The organism is Flavobacterium kochi (assembly GCF_048286715.1).
Taxonomy (GTDB): Bacteria; Bacteroidota; Bacteroidia; order Flavobacteriales; family Flavobacteriaceae; genus Flavobacterium.
Map to the genome: position 1 here is coordinate 161,484 of NZ_JBLVPW010000003.1, position 17,708 is coordinate 179,191.

General features: G+C 34.7%; 12 protein-coding genes. 6 read left to right on the plus strand and 6 right to left on the minus strand.

From position 1 onward, the window contains the following. Positions 1 to 69: 69 nt before the first annotated feature. Complete coding sequence (locus ACNQGH_RS04300) at positions 70 to 285, minus strand: hypothetical protein (protein WP_417954749.1); 216 nt, start codon at positions 283 to 285, stop codon at positions 70 to 72. A 607-nt stretch (positions 286 to 892) separates the two neighbouring features. Continuing rightward, on the minus strand, positions 893 to 1,483 hold the full coding sequence (locus ACNQGH_RS04305) for a hypothetical protein (RefSeq protein ID WP_417954750.1): 591 nt from the start codon (positions 1,481 to 1,483) through the stop codon (positions 893 to 895). A 452-nt stretch (positions 1,484 to 1,935) separates the two neighbouring features. Between ACNQGH_RS04305 and ACNQGH_RS04310 the strand changes: the two genes are divergently transcribed. The 4 genes from ACNQGH_RS04310 (at position 1,936) to serB (ending at position 6,975) form a co-directional block, all read left to right on the plus strand. Beyond that, positions 1,936 to 3,261 carry a trigger factor gene (locus tag ACNQGH_RS04310; RefSeq protein WP_417954751.1) on the plus strand — a complete coding sequence of 442 codons (1,326 nt, stop codon included), beginning with the start codon at positions 1,936 to 1,938 and terminating at the stop codon, positions 3,259 to 3,261. Between the two features lie 254 nt (positions 3,262 to 3,515). Beyond that, positions 3,516 to 4,190 (plus strand): ATP-dependent Clp endopeptidase proteolytic subunit ClpP, encoded by a 675-nt coding sequence (gene clpP / locus ACNQGH_RS04315; protein WP_417954752.1) that lies wholly within the window; start codon positions 3,516 to 3,518, stop codon positions 4,188 to 4,190. 86 nt (positions 4,191 to 4,276) lie between these two features. After that, positions 4,277 to 5,509, plus strand: coding sequence for an ATP-dependent Clp protease ATP-binding subunit ClpX (gene clpX / locus ACNQGH_RS04320; protein ID WP_417954753.1), 1,233 nt, complete (start codon positions 4,277 to 4,279; stop codon positions 5,507 to 5,509). Positions 5,510 to 5,736: 227 nt separating this feature from the next. Further along, on the plus strand, positions 5,737 to 6,975 hold the full coding sequence (gene serB, locus ACNQGH_RS04325) for a phosphoserine phosphatase SerB (RefSeq protein WP_417954754.1): 1,239 nt from the start codon (positions 5,737 to 5,739) through the stop codon (positions 6,973 to 6,975). A gap of 215 nt (positions 6,976 to 7,190) precedes the next feature. Here serB and ACNQGH_RS04330 read toward each other — a convergent pair whose 3' ends face one another. Continuing rightward, the gene (locus ACNQGH_RS04330) at positions 7,191 to 8,714 is read right to left on the minus strand and encodes a GH3 auxin-responsive promoter family protein (RefSeq protein ID WP_417954755.1); all 1,524 of its coding nucleotides are present in this window, start codon (positions 8,712 to 8,714) and stop codon (positions 7,191 to 7,193) included. 95 nt (positions 8,715 to 8,809) lie between these two features. Between ACNQGH_RS04330 and ACNQGH_RS04335 the strand changes: the two genes are divergently transcribed. Next, a complete protein-coding gene (locus ACNQGH_RS04335; protein ID WP_417954756.1) occupies positions 8,810 to 9,604 on the plus strand; it encodes a DUF2797 domain-containing protein in 795 nt (264 codons plus the stop codon). A 54-nt stretch (positions 9,605 to 9,658) separates the two neighbouring features. Here the strand turns inward: ACNQGH_RS04335 and ACNQGH_RS04340 are convergent, their stop codons facing one another. Beyond that, on the minus strand, positions 9,659 to 12,274 hold the full coding sequence (locus ACNQGH_RS04340; protein ID WP_417954757.1) for an AsmA-like C-terminal region-containing protein: 2,616 nt from the start codon (positions 12,272 to 12,274) through the stop codon (positions 9,659 to 9,661). A 205-nt stretch (positions 12,275 to 12,479) separates the two neighbouring features. Continuing rightward, entirely contained in the window at positions 12,480 to 14,240 is a 1,761-nt protein-coding gene (sppA, locus tag ACNQGH_RS04345) for a signal peptide peptidase SppA (RefSeq protein WP_417954758.1), read from the minus strand. 136 nt (positions 14,241 to 14,376) lie between these two features. Between sppA and folK the strand changes: the two genes are divergently transcribed. Then, entirely contained in the window at positions 14,377 to 15,510 is a 1,134-nt protein-coding gene (folK, locus tag ACNQGH_RS04350; protein WP_417954759.1) for a 2-amino-4-hydroxy-6-hydroxymethyldihydropteridine diphosphokinase, read from the plus strand. Between the two features lie 17 nt (positions 15,511 to 15,527). On the opposite strand, the gene ACNQGH_RS04355 is transcribed toward folK, so the two are convergent. After that, positions 15,528 to 17,702: a T9SS type B sorting domain-containing protein gene (locus ACNQGH_RS04355; protein ID WP_417954760.1), complete on the minus strand. Its 2,175-nt coding sequence runs from the start codon at positions 17,700 to 17,702 to the stop codon at positions 15,528 to 15,530. Between the last annotated feature and the right edge of the window lie 6 nt (positions 17,703 to 17,708).

A 17,708-nucleotide genomic window follows, 5' to 3' on the forward strand; every position in this document is an offset into this window, starting at 1 on the left:
TCAAACGGATTAATAATTGCTCCATGAATGTTTTACTATTGTGCAACAACATATTTATAAGCAATCAAATCAATCTTTTTTATGTTGTTCCGTGTGATTTTGATTTCCGTTAATCGTATTATCTCCCACGTTCATTCCGTTTGACATTCCGATCATAATTGCAGTAATAATTAGCATAATTTTTCTTTTTGCCCAAAGAATAGGGTGTTTAGATTGCTCCAAACGTGTTTTGTTATTGTGTTTGTACATTTTGTAAATGATAAATGATTGGACATTTGTTATCATCTTTATGCATGGAATTGCATAAATGGATAGAAAAGAAATTTTCTAGGCTATGTATAAACTTTTATAAGAGTTTATTGAAGGAATCATTTCATTTACAAAGAGATGTTGAACTGTAAATGAACTTACTTTTTGATAAAGCAGCGTTTGTAATTTTAGAAGTACTCGAAGTTGAAGACTATAAAGATCTTGAAACTTGAGGTATACTGCGTGAAATAGGAATATTTTTTTTTTAGGCGAATTTGTATGATTGAACACGTATGATTTCGAACCCTTACAGTTCCATTCTCTTCTGAGAATTACGTTCGAGAATTGATAATAATCTACTGAGTTTGATTGAGAATCTGAAGCACCATCATTCACCATCAGGCCAAAAGCCAGAAAGAGTGAAATGAGATATTTTAAATACTTTGTCAATCTATTTAATTTGAATTATTAGTGTGTTGTAATACGTTTCTAAGTTTTTGGAGCTAAAATACCATTTATTTTTGGGATTAGTGCTGTTGTCTAAATTCGTAACACGTATACCCCATTGTGCAAAGTTTCCACGCTAGCACTAGGACTTTTTGACTTTTCTTTTTTTAACATTTCTAAATTAAATTTTGTGTAATTAGTTATTAAAACAATTTTTTTCATAGTCAATAACGAATTCTAGTAATTTTTCTTCATTTCGAATTTTGATTTCATCTTTTACTATTTTATCAAGTGAAATTTTACAATCTGTAAATTTTGCTAACATTTCTTTTTGAGTTATTAGTCTACTAAATCCGTTTGGAATTAATTCAATCATTTTTTCTTGATTTGGATTTTTTACTAAAAATACTCGATAAATTGCAAAATAGGGACTTTGTCTTGTTTCTACTTTCACTAATTTATAGTATAATTTTACTTTATTTGCATAATATCTTTCAGCGAAAAGATTATCATCAACGCTATCATATATTGTTACTTTATCATCATCCATTTTAATTTTGAATGATTTTAGGTCTTTTGGATAATAATCTTTTGAAACACCATTTTTTGAAACTGTGATTTTTTCTTGAATTGATAAAATTTTATTGTTTTTGAAAATCATATCTCCTTTAATTAAAATTTGGACACTTAGACTGTCATTTTCTTTAGTTGTTATTTGTCCGTTATAAGTTTGAGAAAAGCACAATGATAATTGTAATAAGAATAAAGTTGAGAATAATAATTTCATAGTTTTGTTTTAATATTTGCTTTTTTATTATTTTTTGCAGTTTCGTGATAAAACTAAACAAGTCACCCGTAATTAGCTGTTTATGTGAGGATAATAGTGACATATTATTCATTTCAAATATATAAATAAATTATTACAAATTTTTAAAAGAACTTTTTATTGGGGAATACCTCGGGCCGCGTAAAGGATGGCAATGGAGCTCTTTTATGGCTGCCTTTTTTTTTGCAGTATATAAAAAGCGGGAACGTACAGTCTGACCCGTAGTTTTTATGGAGGGACCCACCGAAATTATTTTTCATTTCAGACCTGTGGTTTTATTAATTAACCTCCTAAAATTCAATCCCGTCCCGTCCTGACGCTTCGGGATCAGGATCGTGAATAAAAAGCTTGTTTGGGTTGTAAAAATTTTATAATTTTGCAACCCAATTTTATTATGTAAATTAAAGAAGAAGATGGATATTAAAAGAGTAGCAATAGACGCAGTAAACGAAACAATTGTAATGACAGTTGTTCACATGGATTACAAAGGTCAAGTAGCAAAAAGGATAAACGAAAAAATGCCTTTAGCTACCGTTAAAGGATTTAGAAAAGGGGCTGTGCCAAAAGATCTTGTTGAAAAACAATATGGTAAAGCAATAAAACAAGAAGAAGTTCAAAAAGTTGTGGATTTAGCTTTAGAGCGTTTCGTACAATCAGAAAGATTAAATCTTCTTGGAACGCCGCTTGCTAAAGTAAACGAAAACTTTTCTTGGGATGTTGAAGAATTGGTTTTTGAATATGAAATTGGTTTGGTGCCAAACTTCGAATTGGATTTAGAAGCAAAAAATGAAATTGTAAAATATGTAGTTACTGCTGATGATAAATTAATCGAAGGTCAAGTAGAACGCATCCAAAAACAATTTGGGAAAGCTATTCCTCAAGATGTGGTTGAAGCGGGCTCTGATTTAACCGGAACTTTCACAAATGAAGAAAAAGGAATCAATAACACAACAACTATTTCTTTGGATATCTTCAAGGATAAGGCTACTGCTGATAAATTTATCGGTAAAAAAGTAGGTGATGTTGTGACTGTAAATACAAAAGATTTATTCGACGATGCGCATCAATTGATGGATGTTATGAAAGTAGGTCATGATGAGGTTCATGAACTTGCTGTTGATGTGGATTTCACGATCGAAGCAATCAATACAGCTGAATTGGCTGAATTGGACCAAGAATTGTTTGACAAACTTTTTGGAGCAGGAACTGTTGCTTCACTTGAAGAATTGAAAGCAAAAATTAAGGAAGATGCTGAAAATCAATTTGCACAACAGGCAGATCAAAAATTATTAGCTGATGTTCAGGATTTCTTGATCGAAAACACAAAATTCGACTTGCCATCTGAGTTTCTTAAAAAATGGTTGCAAACTGTAGGAGAGAAAAAGCTTTCTGCTGAAGAAGCTGAAGTAGAATACGCAAGATCAGAAAGAGGTTTGCGTTTTCAGTTGATTGAAGGCAGAGCAATGGCTTCAAGCGATATCAAAATTACTTTTGAAGACTTGAAATCATTTACTACAAAATCTATCAGACAACAAATGGCACAATTCGGGCAAACAAATCCTACTGATGAAGAAGTTCAGGGAATTGTTGCAAGAGTTTTGTCAAATCAAGACGAAGTAAAAAGACTTTCTGATCAAGTGGTAGCGGAGAAATTATTGGAATTGTTCAAAGAGAAAGCAAATCCTATTACTAAAGAAGTAACTTACGAAGAATTTATTGCCGCTTCATACGGAGAATAAATTCTAAAAAATTAAGTATATTTGAGCGTCAAAGAATAATTTTTTTGGCGCTCTTTTATTTGAATTAATTGCAGGAACTAATCCAGCTATTCGTTACAAGTTGTTTTATTGCTGCCTTTTTTGTAAGCAAATAAAGAACTTTTTACTTCTATCTGGGCCAAAAATGAGACATATTGACATCATTTGTAAAGAGGTATGACCTTTGCATTAAATGGAATTACAAGATAATAACGTAAAACTTAGAACAAATAAATATGAACTACGGTAAAGAATTTAAAAAATTTGCTACAAAGCACCAAGGGGTAAACTCAATGTATTACGATAAAATCGTAGGCGCAATGACTCCAAAAAACATGACTCCATATATCATCGAAGAGCGTCAGCTGAATATTTCACAATTAGACGTTTTCTCAAGGCTGATGATGGACAGAATTATATTTCTTGGAACAGGAATTGATGACCAAATTGCAAACATCGTTCAGGCACAATTATTGTTCCTTGAAAGTGCAGATGCTTCAAAAGACATTCAGATTTATCTGAATTCTCCTGGAGGAAGTGTTTACGCAGGATTGGGAATTTATGACACTATGCAATACATCAAACCAGATGTAGCAACTATTTGTACAGGAATGGCAGCTTCTATGGGAGCGGTTCTTTTATGTGCAGGAGCAGCAGGAAAACGTTCGGCATTACCACATTCAAGAGTAATGATTCACCAACCATCTGGCGGATCTCAAGGAGTTGCCACCGATATGGAAATCAACTTACGTGAAATGTTGAAACTAAAAGATGAGTTGTACAAAATTATTTCTCATCATTCAGGTCAAACTTTCGAGAAAGTACATAATGATAGCGAACGTGATTACTGGATGATCGCTGAAGAAGCAAAAGCATACGGAATGATTGATGAAGTTTTAGTAAGAGGATAAAAATAGTTACAGAGTATGAAGTTACAAAGTTCAAAATTTTGGACGCTGCAACTTTATAGCTTTGCAACTTTGCAACTTAAAAGAGGATGGCAAAAGTAATATTAGAGTGTTCGTTTTGTGGAAGAAAGAAACCAGAAACCAATTTGTTGATTGCTGGTATCAATGCACATATTTGTGATAAATGTATTGAACAAGCACACGGAATTGTTTTAGAGGAATTAAAATCCGGTGGGAGTTCAAAACTGGTTGGAGATTTGATTTTGAAAAAACCAAAAGAAATCAGAGCGTTCCTGGATCAATATGTAATTGGACAGGACCAAACCAAAAAAGTAATGTCAGTTGCGGTGTACAATCACTACAAACGTTTGATGCAACAGCAATTAGACGATGAGGTTGAGATTGAAAAAAGTAACATCATTATGGTGGGACAAACCGGAACAGGAAAAACGTTAGTAGCCAAAACTATTGCGAAAATGTTGGACGTACCTTTGGCTATTGTTGATGCAACTGTATTAACTGAAGCAGGTTATGTTGGAGAAGATGTCGAAAGTATTCTGACACGTTTACTTCAGGCTGCTGATTACGACGTAGCTAAAGCCGAACGTGGAATTGTTTTCATCGATGAAATAGATAAAATTGCACGTAAAAGTGACAATCCGTCTATTACGCGTGATGTTTCCGGTGAAGGAGTACAACAGGCATTATTGAAATTATTAGAGGGAACAGTTGTAAATGTACCACCGAAAGGAGGGCGTAAGCATCCGGACCAAAAATTTGTTGAGGTAAATACTCAAAACATTTTGTTTATTGCCGGTGGTGCTTTTGATGGAATCGAAAGAATTATTTCTAAACGATTGAATCGTCAGGCCGTTGGCTATAGTACTTCTAAAAATGTTGATAATATTGATAAAGACAATTTGTTGCAATATATTATACCAAAGGACATCAAAGATTTTGGATTGATTCCTGAGATCATTGGTCGTTTGCCAGTATTGACGCACATGGATCCTTTAGATAGAGAAACCTTGCGTGCGATTTTGACGCAGCCTAAAAATGCATTAATCAAACAATATGAAAAATTGTTTTTAATGGATGATGTTGAATTCACCATTACAAATGAAGCTTTGGATTTTATTGTTGATAAAGCTTTGGAATATAAATTAGGAGCTCGTGGATTGCGTTCTTTATGTGAAGCCATCTTAACAGATGCGATGTATGAATTACCAAGTTCTGATACTAAAATATTAGAAATTGATAGGGACTATGCTAAAGAAACGTTGAATAGGAATTTATTGAAACGTTTGGAGATTGCTTCTTAAAGTTTAAAAAAAGCCTTTGTCAAAATTTAAAATTTTGACAAAGGATACTGCTAAACCTGTTCATTTTATTTGAGCAGGTTTTTTTGTGTCTAATGCTTAATTTAGAGAATTAGCAATAATATAAGAAATTCAAACTTCCTTTTCCCTTTGTGAAAAAATACGAGATATTCTTTTTTATAAGCAATAGATTGTCGAATTTTGCGCCTTGTAAATCAATAGTAATAAAAATGGCAATAGAAGATAAAGAGATTATTTTGTTAAAAGTTTCTGGTCAGGATAAACCTGGAGTAACAGCTGGTTTAACATCCATATTAGCTACTTATGATGCTATTATTTTAGATATTGGTCAAGCCGATATTCATGATACGTTATCTTTGGGTATTTTGTTTGAAATACAGGCAGGGTCCAGTTCGGCACCTGTTTTGAAAGATTTATTGTTCAAAGCTTATGAATTGGGTATTAAAGTTAACTTTAGTCCAATTTCTATTCCGGATTACGAAAATTGGGTAAAAGCACAACGCAAGCAACGCTATATCATCAATGTTTTGGGAGAAAGATTAACAGCAGTACAATTGGCAGCTGTGACCAAAATAATGTCGGACCAAAATTTAAATATTGATTCTATAATACGATTGACCGGTAGAACCTCTGTGGTTGAAAAAGAAGAATATCCTCGTTCTTGTGTACAATTATCAGTAACGGGTAATATTGTCGATAAAACGTCAATGACTGCCAGTTTTATGGAAATTTCCAGAACCTTAGATGTGGATATTTCTTTCCAAGAAGACAATATGTATAGAAGAAACAGACGTTTAGTGTGTTTTGATATGGATTCTACCTTAATTCAAACGGAGGTAATTGATGAATTAGCTGAATTAGCGGGTGTAGGGGAGCAGGTAAGAGCCATTACTGAATCAGCTATGAATGGCGAAATTGATTTTAGCGAAAGCTTTAAACAACGTATGGCTTTGTTAGAAGGCTTAAGTGAAGACGTGCTACAAACGGTCGCTGAAAATCTACCCATAACACAAGGAGCACATCGCTTGATGAAGGCTTTAAAGTATTATGGATATAAAACTGCTATTTTATCGGGAGGATTCACCTACTTTGGGAATTATTTACAAAAGGAATTAGGGATTGACTACGTTCACGCTAATGAATTGGAGATTAAAGATGGTAAATTGACAGGTAAATATTTGGGTGAAATTGTTGATGGACAAAAGAAAGCCGAATATCTAAAAGCTATTGCGGAAAAAGAAGGTATAAATATCAATCAAACCATTGCTGTGGGTGATGGTGCAAATGATTTACCTATGTTGAACCTGGCCGGTTTAGGAATTGCTTTTCATGCCAAACCAACCGTCAAAGAAAATGCAGCCACTTCAATCTCTAGCCTGGGTCTCGACGGTGTTTTATATCTATTAGGTTACCACGACAGGCATATTGATATGATGGATGAGGTGTAATAGTGCAAATAATCATACAAAAAAGGCTGTTCAAAATTACTTTCGAACAGCCTTTTTTATACTTTAATGGCAGCTATTTTTTAGGTTTTTCCAATGTTTGTTTTTCGGGAGATTTACAAATTCCTCGCGCTCCACAACGCATTCTGTGTGGTCCGCAGGAACTCAGAAAAACTAGTGTTATCAAGATATAGAAGGTGCTTTTCATCTTCCCGTTTTTATACTGTTTGAAACTGCATGCTTTTTAATTGTTCCAGATAATCCCTTTGGTTGGATAATCGGGGGATTTTATGTTGTCCCCCCAGTTTATTTTTTCCTTTTAGCCAGTCGTAAAACAAATTTTTTCGAGCTACATTAATTACTAACGGATTTAACGTCATGTTGTTGTGTCGTTTTGCTTCGTAATCAGAATTTAGAGATTGTATCGATTCATCTAATGCTTTCTGAAATTGTGATACATCAGCAGGATTGTCTTTAAATTCAATCATCCATTCGTGGGCACCTTTTTCTTTTCCATCCATAAAGACAGGAGCAACGGTGTATTCAACAACTTCCATTTGGGTAATTTTACAGGCGTTGGCAATAGCCTGATCCGTATTTTCGACCATTAATTCTTCTCCAAAAACATTAATGTGGTGTTTGGTTCTTCCAGTAACCCGAATTCTATAGGGATTTAATGAGGTGAAACGAATGGTATCTCCAATCAAATAACGCCATAAACCAGAATTGGTAGTGATCAGTAATGCGTAATTTTTGAAAAGCTCCACATCTGCCAATCGGATCGTTTTTTGATTTTGGGTCCCAAAAGTATCCATTGGAATAAATTCATAAAAAATTCCATAATCCAGCATCAATAATAAATCACTGGAATAATTTAAATCCTGAATGGCAAAAAATCCTTCAGATGCATTGTATATTTCGTAATATTTAAAATCTTTTTTAGGCAGTATTTTTTTATACTGTTCGCGATAAGGCTCGAAATTTACACCGCCATGAAAGTACACTTCCAGATTGGGCCAAAGTTCAAATAAATTTCCTTTTCCGGTTTCTTCCAGCATTTTATTCATCAAAACTAACATCCACGAAGGAACTCCGGCGAAACTGGTTACATTTTCGTTTTTCGTTTCATTTATAATTGCCGCGATTTTACTTTCCCATTCACTCATTAGGGAAATTTTGTTGCTTGGCGTGCTGCTAAACTCAGCCCAAATAGGCATATTTTCTATTAATATCGCTGACAAATCTCCAAAAAACGTATTGTTGTCTTCATATATTTGAGAACTTCCGCCAAGACGTAGACTTTTTCCAATAAAAAGTTCAGACTCTTCGTTGTTATTGAGATACAAACACAACAAATCCTTACTTCCTTTATAATGGCAATCTTCTAACGCTTCATTGCTAACCGGAATAAATTTACTTTTGGCATTCGTTGTTCCACTGGATTTTGCAAACCATTTTATAGGAGTTTCCCAAAAAACATTTTGTTCGCCTTTACGAGTTCTTTCAATCAGCGGTTGCAATTCTTCGTACGTAGAAATGGGAATTCGATCAGCAAAAGTAGCATAAGAATTTATCGAAGAATAATCATACTGCTTGCCTAATACCGTATTTTTTGATGACTGAATTAAATTCATAAGCAATTCTTCCTGAACTTCATTAGGATATTTAAGGAAAAGTTCTATCTGATGAATTCGTTGTTTCAGAACCCACGAGGCAAACGAATTGATTATGGTTAGTGGCATTTTTAAATTATGAATTATGAATTACGAGTTATAACTTTACCAAAAATAACAAAATTTGTTTAACTTGATGTGTTAAACCTGAAACTTTAAAAAGAATGACTTACGAAGGTGTACTAACAAAAATGCAAACCGAATTTGGAAATCCAATTCAATATTATTTAGTTTTTGAAAATAGTTTTTTGAATGTGAATCAGTTGCTAAATAAAAATATCGAAATTAATTTTGTCGGACACCAATGTTTGAATTGCGGAAAGAAGAAAAAAATATTTCGTCAAGGATTTTGCTATGATTGTTTTTATTCGAGCGCCGCTGTGGGAGATTGGATTATGAAGCCTGAATTGAGTACTGCTCATCTTGGAATTCAGGATAGAGATCTAGCTTACGAGGAAAAAGTACAACTGCAGCCACATATTGTCTATTTGGCTTTGTCGAGCGAAGTCAAAGTAGGTGTGACCAGAAAAACTCAAATGCCAACTCGCTGGATTGATCAGGGCGCAACCCAAGCTGTTTCTATTGTGGAAGTTCCAAATAGGTATTTGGCAGGGATTACTGAGGTAGCTTTGAAAAACCATTATGCAGATAAAACCAATTGGAGAAAAATGTTGACCAACAATGTCGAACAAATCGATTTAATCGCTGAAAGACTGAAAGTAGAGCATCTCATTCCATCAGAAGTTCAGGAGTACTTTTATTCCCAGAAAAATGATTTGTACGAAATGCATTATCCTGTTTTGGAATATCCCAATAAAGTGAACAGTTTGAGTTTAGACAAAACACCTCAGTTTCAAGGAAAACTCACCGGTATTAAAGGACAATACCTTCTATTTGATGATGGGACAGTTTTTAATATTCGTGGTTCCGAAGGATATGTGGTAGCTATTAATGTATAAAAAGAAAGCCTAAAAGTATTTAAACTTTTAGGCTTTCTTAATCTGGAAAACAGTTTAAGGTGTTGTCTTTGGTTCTTCTGCTTTTTTCTTTTTGTTAAACAGACCATTTAATAAATCAGTGGCTTTAGTTTTCACTGCAGCTGCAGTTTCTTCCTTGGTCGTAGGGGTGCCAGTTTTTGTGGTATCGCTTGGTTTTTTATTCTTATTGATATAGTCACTTAAAGCTGAAGTTCCTTGTTTTACTAATCTTTCTTTTTGTTGATTCACTAATTGAGTCGTTAGCTTGGTCACTGCACTATTTATATCAGTTGTAATTTTTGGACTTGTAAAATTCCCCGTTAAAATGGCACTAATAGGAATGTTTTCGAATTTAGCAGCATCGGCTGGAGATAATTTTGCAATCAATGCATTGGCTTCTGTCCCCAGATATTTTGCCGGAACATTAAATTTTATATTATAATTCATGCTTTGATCAAAACCATGCGATCCTCCAACAGTCGCTTTGATGTCTTGATATTTGATGTCAAATGGCTTTACATTCACCTTGCCATCTTTGAAAGTAATGGCGGCTTTCAAATCATTTAAATTGATTTTGCTAACATCGATAAATTTAATATTTGAACCCAGTGCAGTTAGCAAAGTTGAATTATTTGAATTTATAGTTGTAGAAAGCAGTTGACCCAATAAATCCCCAGTAAGTGTTTTTAAATCAGGCTTCATGGCCGTTGCATCAAGATTACCATTCAGTTTGATGGTTGAATTCAATTTTCCGTTGATGATTCCGGCAATTGGCGCAATTTTTTTCAACATTTCAAGCTGTGTAAAAGACTGTGCAATATCTACTTGATTTAATTTTAAATCCATGTTGAAAACAGGTATTTTTTCTTTGGTGGAAACAGCTCCGTTCACGCCAATTGTCCCTCCAAAAATAGATGTTTTTACATTTTCTAAAGTAACTTTTTGGTCTTTTACAATCAATTTTCCCGAAACATCTTTCAAAGTTAAATTATCATATAAAACCGTGTTCGCTTTTGCGGTAAGGGTACAATTTAGGAAAGCCGGAATCTTCATCGCTTCCGCTTTTTTAGTTTGGGTTTTAGTCGCTTCAGTGGTTGTCATGAAGTCACTCACGGCAAATTGTTTAGAACTCAGGTTGAAGTTTCCTTTCAATTCCTGGTTTCTAAAAATAAATCCGTAAAAATTTTCTAAAACCCCCGTTACACTAATGTCGCTTTTTCCGGTAGTTGCATTTAGTTCTTTCAAGTTGACCTGGCTGGGATTAAACTGGACTAAGGCATTGCTAATATTCATTGTTTTGCCGCTTTCGTCTACATAGTTGAAGCCGGATAAACTCATAGTCCCCGCGTTTTTAATATTTTCATATTGATTTTTTTCTACGGATTGCATATCGAATTTCGTCGTCACATCCGCATTTAAAATACCCGATAAAGGTTTGTCTAACTTTATAGGATATGCTTTGGAGAGATTGGCTAAGTTAATGGTTCCTTTTAAAGCCGCATCAACGATGGCATTCTGTGTTATGTTTTTGATATTGGCTTTTGCATTGAAAACATCCTGGTCTATTTTGAAAGAAAGTTGATCAAGGTTGACGTAGGTGTCATTGAGAATTCCTGTTTCATTAATGATTTTAGTGTCAATAACTATATTTTGAACTGATTTCGGTAAATTAGGATATTGAAAGGAAGCATTATTGGAGGCAATTTCAATTTTGAATTTAGGAACAGTTGTATCGCTATACAATCCTTTTGCAAACCCCATAACGGTAAAATCGCCCGTTGTTTTTACATTATCCAAACTTGACGCATAAGCCGTTGGAATCACTCCCAAGAAATTTTTGAATGATGAAGTTGGCGTTTTGAATTTCAAATCATATTGTTGACCCGCTTCAACCATCTGAATAAATCCATCAAATTCTAGTGGCAATTGATTGATTAATGCTTTATTTTGTTTGAAAGTGTATTTGCTTTTTTCTAAATCAATGCCTAAAACCGCATCTAAAGTCAAAGCGATATCTTTCATATAATTGACTTTATCCATGTCTAGAGTAACTTTTGCTGTTGACTTGGTAACCAAATCTAATTTTTTCGCGGCAAAATCTCCAGTTCCTTCGTGGTTTAAACTATCAATTACCATTTTTATTTTTGAACTTTCGTCAAAATATTTAAACTTGAAATTCTCGATTTTATAATTTTGAATTTTTAACGATAAAGGACTGCTTTTGCTTTCATCTTTATTGTTTTTGTCTTTCAGGGCAATGTCGTAATTCCCAATTCCATCTTTATTGAATATGATATTGATTAACCCGTTTTTTGAAGTTATTCCGTCAATGTTCATCGCTTCATTTTTACCCTTAAAAAGTTCTTTGATAGACATTTTTAAATTCAATTCACCGAATGATATCAAAGTGTCTCCTTCAAAAGGGGCTTTGTTTATAATGACTAATTTTTCCAATGTTACATTTGCATTTGGAAAATTTTTAAACAAACTCAGATCGGCGTCAGAAAAGGAAACTTTTGCATCTACTTTTTCATTGATAGCTTGCGAAATCTTGGCTCTTATCTGATCTTTAAAAAAATAGGGGATAGCAAATAAAGATACTGCGAGTAGGATAATTAGAATCCCAATGATTTTTAAAATTTTCTTTAGCATAATTTGATTTCTTAAGATTTTATAAGTTTAGCAAAAATGGTGCCTTCTTCCGACAAAAATAGCAGATTATTATTTATGCCTTTTGTAATGTTTTCATAAATAATGAAACACTTTTCTTTTTTTGTGTTTTTTAATTCATGATTTTGTAAAAAAAATCCGTCTAAGTAGGAACTCAAACGGATTTTTATTAAGATATTTTAAGGATTTATTTGATATTAATTTCAAAAGGCATCAGGGCCTGAACGCCTTTCTGCGATTGTAATCTTTTCACTTCTTCCATGATTTTATAGTTTTCTTCGCCTATCTCTTCCTTAATAAATGATTCTTTGGACTTACCAAATGGAAGGTTAGCTAAAAGGTCATTAAAATTTTTCTCGTATTCAGGATAGTTTTGTGTAGCGTATGTTTTTGTTTTTGCCAAAGTTGCAGCTTCGTGTATGGCGTCATCCAAACCTCCAATTTTATCCACCAGTCCAATTTTCATGGCTTCGGAACCAGACCAAACTCTGCCTTGTGCAATAGCGTCAACTTGCGCATATGTCATTTTTCGTCCCGCAGCAACATGCGTCACAAAAGTGCTGTAGATGTGTTCAATCTCTTCAAGTGTAACTGCTTTTAGTTTTTCATCCAATGGTACAAAAGGACTATAATTCGCAGCATTTTCATGCGTTTTTACCTGTTCTGCATTTATCCCGATTTTTGTTGCCAATTGACTGAAATTAGGTAATATCCCAAAAACACCTATTGAACCGGTTATAGTATTGTTTTCTGCAAAAATTTTATTCGCGTTGCAAGCAATATAATAACCTCCTGAAGCGGCATAATTTCCCATTGAAACTACCACAGGTTTTACTTTTTTAGTTAATTCAACTTCTCTCCAAATTAAATCGGATGTCAAAGCATTTCCGCCTGGACTATTAATTCGTAGAACAATCGCTTTTACGTTCTTATCTTTTCTGACTTCAATTAACGAGCGACGCATAGAACCTTCTCCTATAACATTGACATCACCCTCACCGCTATGAATTTCACCTTGGGCATAAATAACGGCAATTTTGTCATTGGTATCTGTATTATTTGAAGTTGTAGCTATCTTTTTGGTATAATCCAAAATAGATACTTTGTTGTAATCTTCGTCTTTTTCTACTTTTAATATATTTTTAATGGCATTGTGGTACACATCTTCATAGGCCACAATGTCAACCAAACCTTCTGTTTTTGCCATTTGAGGAGTTCTTGCAAGAAGTCCGTTTGCAATTTCGTTTAGTTTTGCCACAGATATATTTCTGCTTTTTGAAATTTCTGATGCAATCGAATTCCAAATCGAATTCAATAGCGCTGAAGTTTGCTCTCTATTGGCATCACTCATTTTGTTTTCCAGAAAAGGTTCTACGGCGCTTTTATATTTTCCGTGACGAATCACTTCCATTTTAACACCTGATTTTTCCTGAAAATCTTTGAAAAACATAATTTCGGCAGACAGTCCTTTAAAATCCATTTCGCCAACCGGATTCAAATAAATAGGTTTGGCAACAGAATTTAAATAATATTCTTTCTGAGAATACGAATTGGCGTAGGCCATTACAAATTTTCCTGATTTTTTGAAATCTTGTAAAGCATCTCTCAATGCTTTACTTTGTGCCATACCTAATCCGGATTGATTATTCAAAAGCGAAATCCCTTTAATATCATCGTCTGTTTTTGCTTCTCCAATAGCATTAATGATATCTGTCAGACCTATATTTTTGCCGTCAGAAAAAATGGTTACCCAAGGATCTTTGAATTTACCGGCATAGTCATTTTTTATGTCTTCCAGATTTAATTCGATAACGGAACTGCTCTTTACGGATATACCTTCAGATTCACCACCAAAAATGGCTCCTATAATTAGTATTCCAAAAAAGAACAACATAAAAAAGATGAAAATACCGATGATGGTCGCCAATACGTTTCCTAAAAACTTCATATTTATATTTTTTTAATAAGTCTAAAAAGAGGTTGAATTGTTACAGATTCAATTTTGTAAATTCTAAATTTAGTTATCAACACTCTTTGCAAAGATACTTCTATTCTAAAATTCTTTTAGTTAATTTGCGCTTAATATGAAATCACAACATCAAGTTATTTTATCGATAGGAAGTAACAAGGGGAACCGATTAGAAAACATCGAACGGTGCCTGCAATTGTTGCACCAGGAAGTGGGAACGGTAATCAAAGTTTCGAAACTATATGAAACGCCGTCCTGGGGTTTTGACAGTGATGCCTTTTATAATTGTGCATTGGTACTTCATACTTTTAGTTCGGCAAAAAAAATTCTGTCTCAGGTTTTAAAAATTGAAAAGCGATTGGGACGTATTCGCAGTGAAGAATTAGGGTACCTATCTCGAATTATAGACGTTGACCTGATTGCTTTCGATTCAGCAATTATTGATTCCGAGAAGCTTCAGATTCCACATCCGTTAATGCAAAACAGGAAATTTGTTTTGTTGCCGATTCAGGATTTGAATTTAGACTGGAAGCATCCTGTTCTTAAAAAAACAATATCGGAATTACTTGAAATCTCTCCGGATCAAAGCGTTTGTGAAGTAGTGCAGGATTTAAAAAATCCTTTGCAGAGTATTGCTTTGGAGCAATTTAATTATGTTGCTTTTGAAGGAAATATTGGTGCAGGAAAGACTACTTTGGCCATCAAAATTGCGGAGGATTTTAATGCAAAAACAATTTTGGAACGTTTTGCAGATAATCCTTTTTTGCCTAAATTTTATAAAGATCAAAACCGGTACGCTTTTCCGCTTGAAATGTCTTTTCTCGCTGACAGATACCAGCAATTATCAGATGATCTGGCTCAGTTTGATTTGTTTAAAGATTTTTTAGTTGCCGATTATCATATTTTTAAGTCTTTGATTTTTGCCAAAATAACGCTCGCTGACGATGAATACCGTTTGTATCGAAACCTGTTTGACATCATTTACAGAGAAATGCCAAAACCTGATTTGTATGTTTATTTGTACCAAAATTCAGAACGTTTAATGCAAAACATTAAGAAAAGAGGCAGGAGCTATGAACAGCAAATTCAACCTGACTATTTAGATAAAATTAATAACGGTTACCTTGATTATATTAAATCACAGACAGAGTTGAATGTGCTGATTATAGATGTTTCTAATCGGGACTTTGTAAAAAATCAGGAGGATTACCTTTATATTTTAAAGGAAATTCAGCAGAAAATCAGTTAATATAAAGTCATACCCCATTATCTTTTTAGCGAAAAATGGCCTCTTATTTCAGGTTTTGTATTGTCGATTTTTAAGACATACCAATAATCGGATGCCGGCAGTAAATTTTTATTTAAGGTTCCGTCCCAAGTTTGTTTCGATGCGCCGAGTTGGATAATCAGCTTTCCATATCGGTCAAATACAGTCACTTGGGCTTCTGGGTAATTGATTAATCCTTCTACTTCCCAAAGATCATTATAGCTGTCGTTATTTGGTGTGAAAAACTTAGGGACAATCAATACAATAAAGTTTTTCGTATCGTAACTGCAGTAATTTAATTCTCTCACATAGGCAGTTTGCAGTCCGCTTGGGACATTGAAAAACACATTTGAACTTTGGTAATTGATTCCGTCAACGGAGTATTCGAAATAATCCTCAGCATTTTTTAAATAAATGACAACAGTAGTTTCATTGACATCAACACGATCTATTTCGGGAGTAGCATGTTCAACAACCGTGATTTTTTTTGTGTTGGTACAGTTTCCTGATGTTGGACTTGTTATCGCTACTGTATAGGTTCCCGGTGTAGCCACGGAAATTGTCTGAGTTTCTTCTCCTGTTGACCATAAATAAGTCATCCCAGAAAGGGAAGCGTCCAGCGTTATGGTACTCAACTTACATAGCGTCAGTTCTTGATCTGTTACTGCTGGTGGGGTATAAATGATAATGTCCACAGGAGTTCTATTCGCGGAAACACAACCGTTGTTAACCGCCTCAGCATAATAAATGGTATTTTGAGTAATAGTAGGGGTTGTAAAATTTGTCCCTGTTGCTTCAATGTTTGTTCCGGTTGAACTGGAATACCAATTTATAATTCCAACGTCTGGAGTTGCCTGCAGCGTTACTGATCCTGCGCCACATCTTGATACTGGTGTGTTGGTTGATATAATGGCGGGAATGGTGTTTATTGTTGCTATAATTGATGTTTTTGCTGTAGAGCAACCCGTGTCAACATAATAAGTAGTTGTTGCTGATAATGTAGGGGTTGTGTAATTGTTTCCAGTGCCTACAGGATTTCCTGCACCGTCATACCAATTTACAGTTCCGTTAGCAGCGGTTGCTTGTAGCGTAACTGGTCCTGAGCCACATCTTGAGGCTGGTGTGGTGCTGCTTATTATAGGTATTGTGATGGTTGTGCTTGCTGAAATTTCAAGAGGAAGTTCGCCCGGCATGCCTCCATATTCCACAATATATCCTTTCGGCTGATAAGAACCGCTTGGTCTGCCAGCATCGGGCAAATCATTCCAGGAGCCAGGAGTTCCAACGCCAGGAGCGGTAATGTGCGCATAATCTTCCTCGCCTGAATTATTAGGCTCATTTGTATTCCAAAAAGCAAAATTGTTGGGGCTAGAACCATTGGCGAGTCCATTCCAAAATATAACTCTTTCCTCCACAGGTCCGGTCACCCATTTCCATACCCCCTCTGTTTCAGCATCGCTGCCACCAATCCAACCAGCACCAGGTGCTTGTTTGCCTGCTAATTGCGCTTCGTCGTCAGCTGTAATTGTGGCTAAATATCCCTGCAAACCATAATATGTTTTCGCTTCTGCCGCTGCTTTTGCCGCTGACCAAGTGATGCCTAAATAGGGTACATATTCGTAGAAATGACCATTTCGGGGTAAATAATTCGCTTGGCCTGTGCCTAAACTGATAGAAAAATTTCTAATTCCTGATGGTGAAGGAGATGAATTGTAAAATTCAATATCTTTTATTGCGGCTTCAAAATCACTGTACGGAACCAGACTAGCTGTTGCACTTGATAGTGTTAGTTTTCCTTCCGAAGAATTCCAAGCTGGTATAATGTTAGGATGAGAGCCGGTTAGCTTAAGTTCGTCTTGTCCATAAACATAACCTGCTGAAATTTGAATGTAAACTGCATTGGTACCGGTTTCGGCGGGGTTATTCGTTATTGTTACGCTGGTCGCAATTTTGACATGGGTTTGTGGGCAGTAGGTTTGGTTTCCCTCCGCTTTGATCTTAGGAGGGTCTATAGCAATTGAGGTTTTTCTCGAATTTTTAAGTAATGGACTTTTAATACAATTGGTTTTGATTAAACGATCCTTTTTGGTAGAGAAATTACAGGTATTGGCAAAAGTAGCTTTCGAACAGAATAGTAACAATACCAGGCCTTTAAAAAAATGACTACATCTCATTTTGTA

Bases quoted from the DNA above. Each gene is read 5' to 3' on its own strand.
- ACNQGH_RS04300 (WP_417954749.1), bottom strand. From the start codon at position 285: ATGATAACAAATGTCCAATCATTTATCATTTACAAAATGTACAAACAC.
- ACNQGH_RS04305 (WP_417954750.1), bottom strand. From the start codon at position 1,483: ATGAAATTATTATTCTCAACTTTATTCTTATTACAATTATCATTGTGC.
- ACNQGH_RS04310 (WP_417954751.1), top strand. From the start codon at position 1,936: ATGGATATTAAAAGAGTAGCAATAGACGCAGTAAACGAAACAATTGTA.
- clpP (WP_417954752.1), top strand. From the start codon at position 3,516: ATGAACTACGGTAAAGAATTTAAAAAATTTGCTACAAAGCACCAAGGG.
- clpX (WP_417954753.1), top strand. From the start codon at position 4,277: ATGGCAAAAGTAATATTAGAGTGTTCGTTTTGTGGAAGAAAGAAACCA.
- serB (WP_417954754.1), top strand. From the start codon at position 5,737: ATGGCAATAGAAGATAAAGAGATTATTTTGTTAAAAGTTTCTGGTCAG.
- ACNQGH_RS04330 (WP_417954755.1), bottom strand. From the start codon at position 8,714: ATGCCACTAACCATAATCAATTCGTTTGCCTCGTGGGTTCTGAAACAA.
- ACNQGH_RS04335 (WP_417954756.1), top strand. From the start codon at position 8,810: ATGACTTACGAAGGTGTACTAACAAAAATGCAAACCGAATTTGGAAAT.
- ACNQGH_RS04340 (WP_417954757.1), bottom strand. From the start codon at position 12,274: ATGCTAAAGAAAATTTTAAAAATCATTGGGATTCTAATTATCCTACTC.
- sppA (WP_417954758.1), bottom strand. From the start codon at position 14,240: ATGAAGTTTTTAGGAAACGTATTGGCGACCATCATCGGTATTTTCATC.
- folK (WP_417954759.1), top strand. From the start codon at position 14,377: ATGAAATCACAACATCAAGTTATTTTATCGATAGGAAGTAACAAGGGG.
- ACNQGH_RS04355 (WP_417954760.1), bottom strand. From the start codon at position 17,702: ATGAGATGTAGTCATTTTTTTAAAGGCCTGGTATTGTTACTATTCTGT.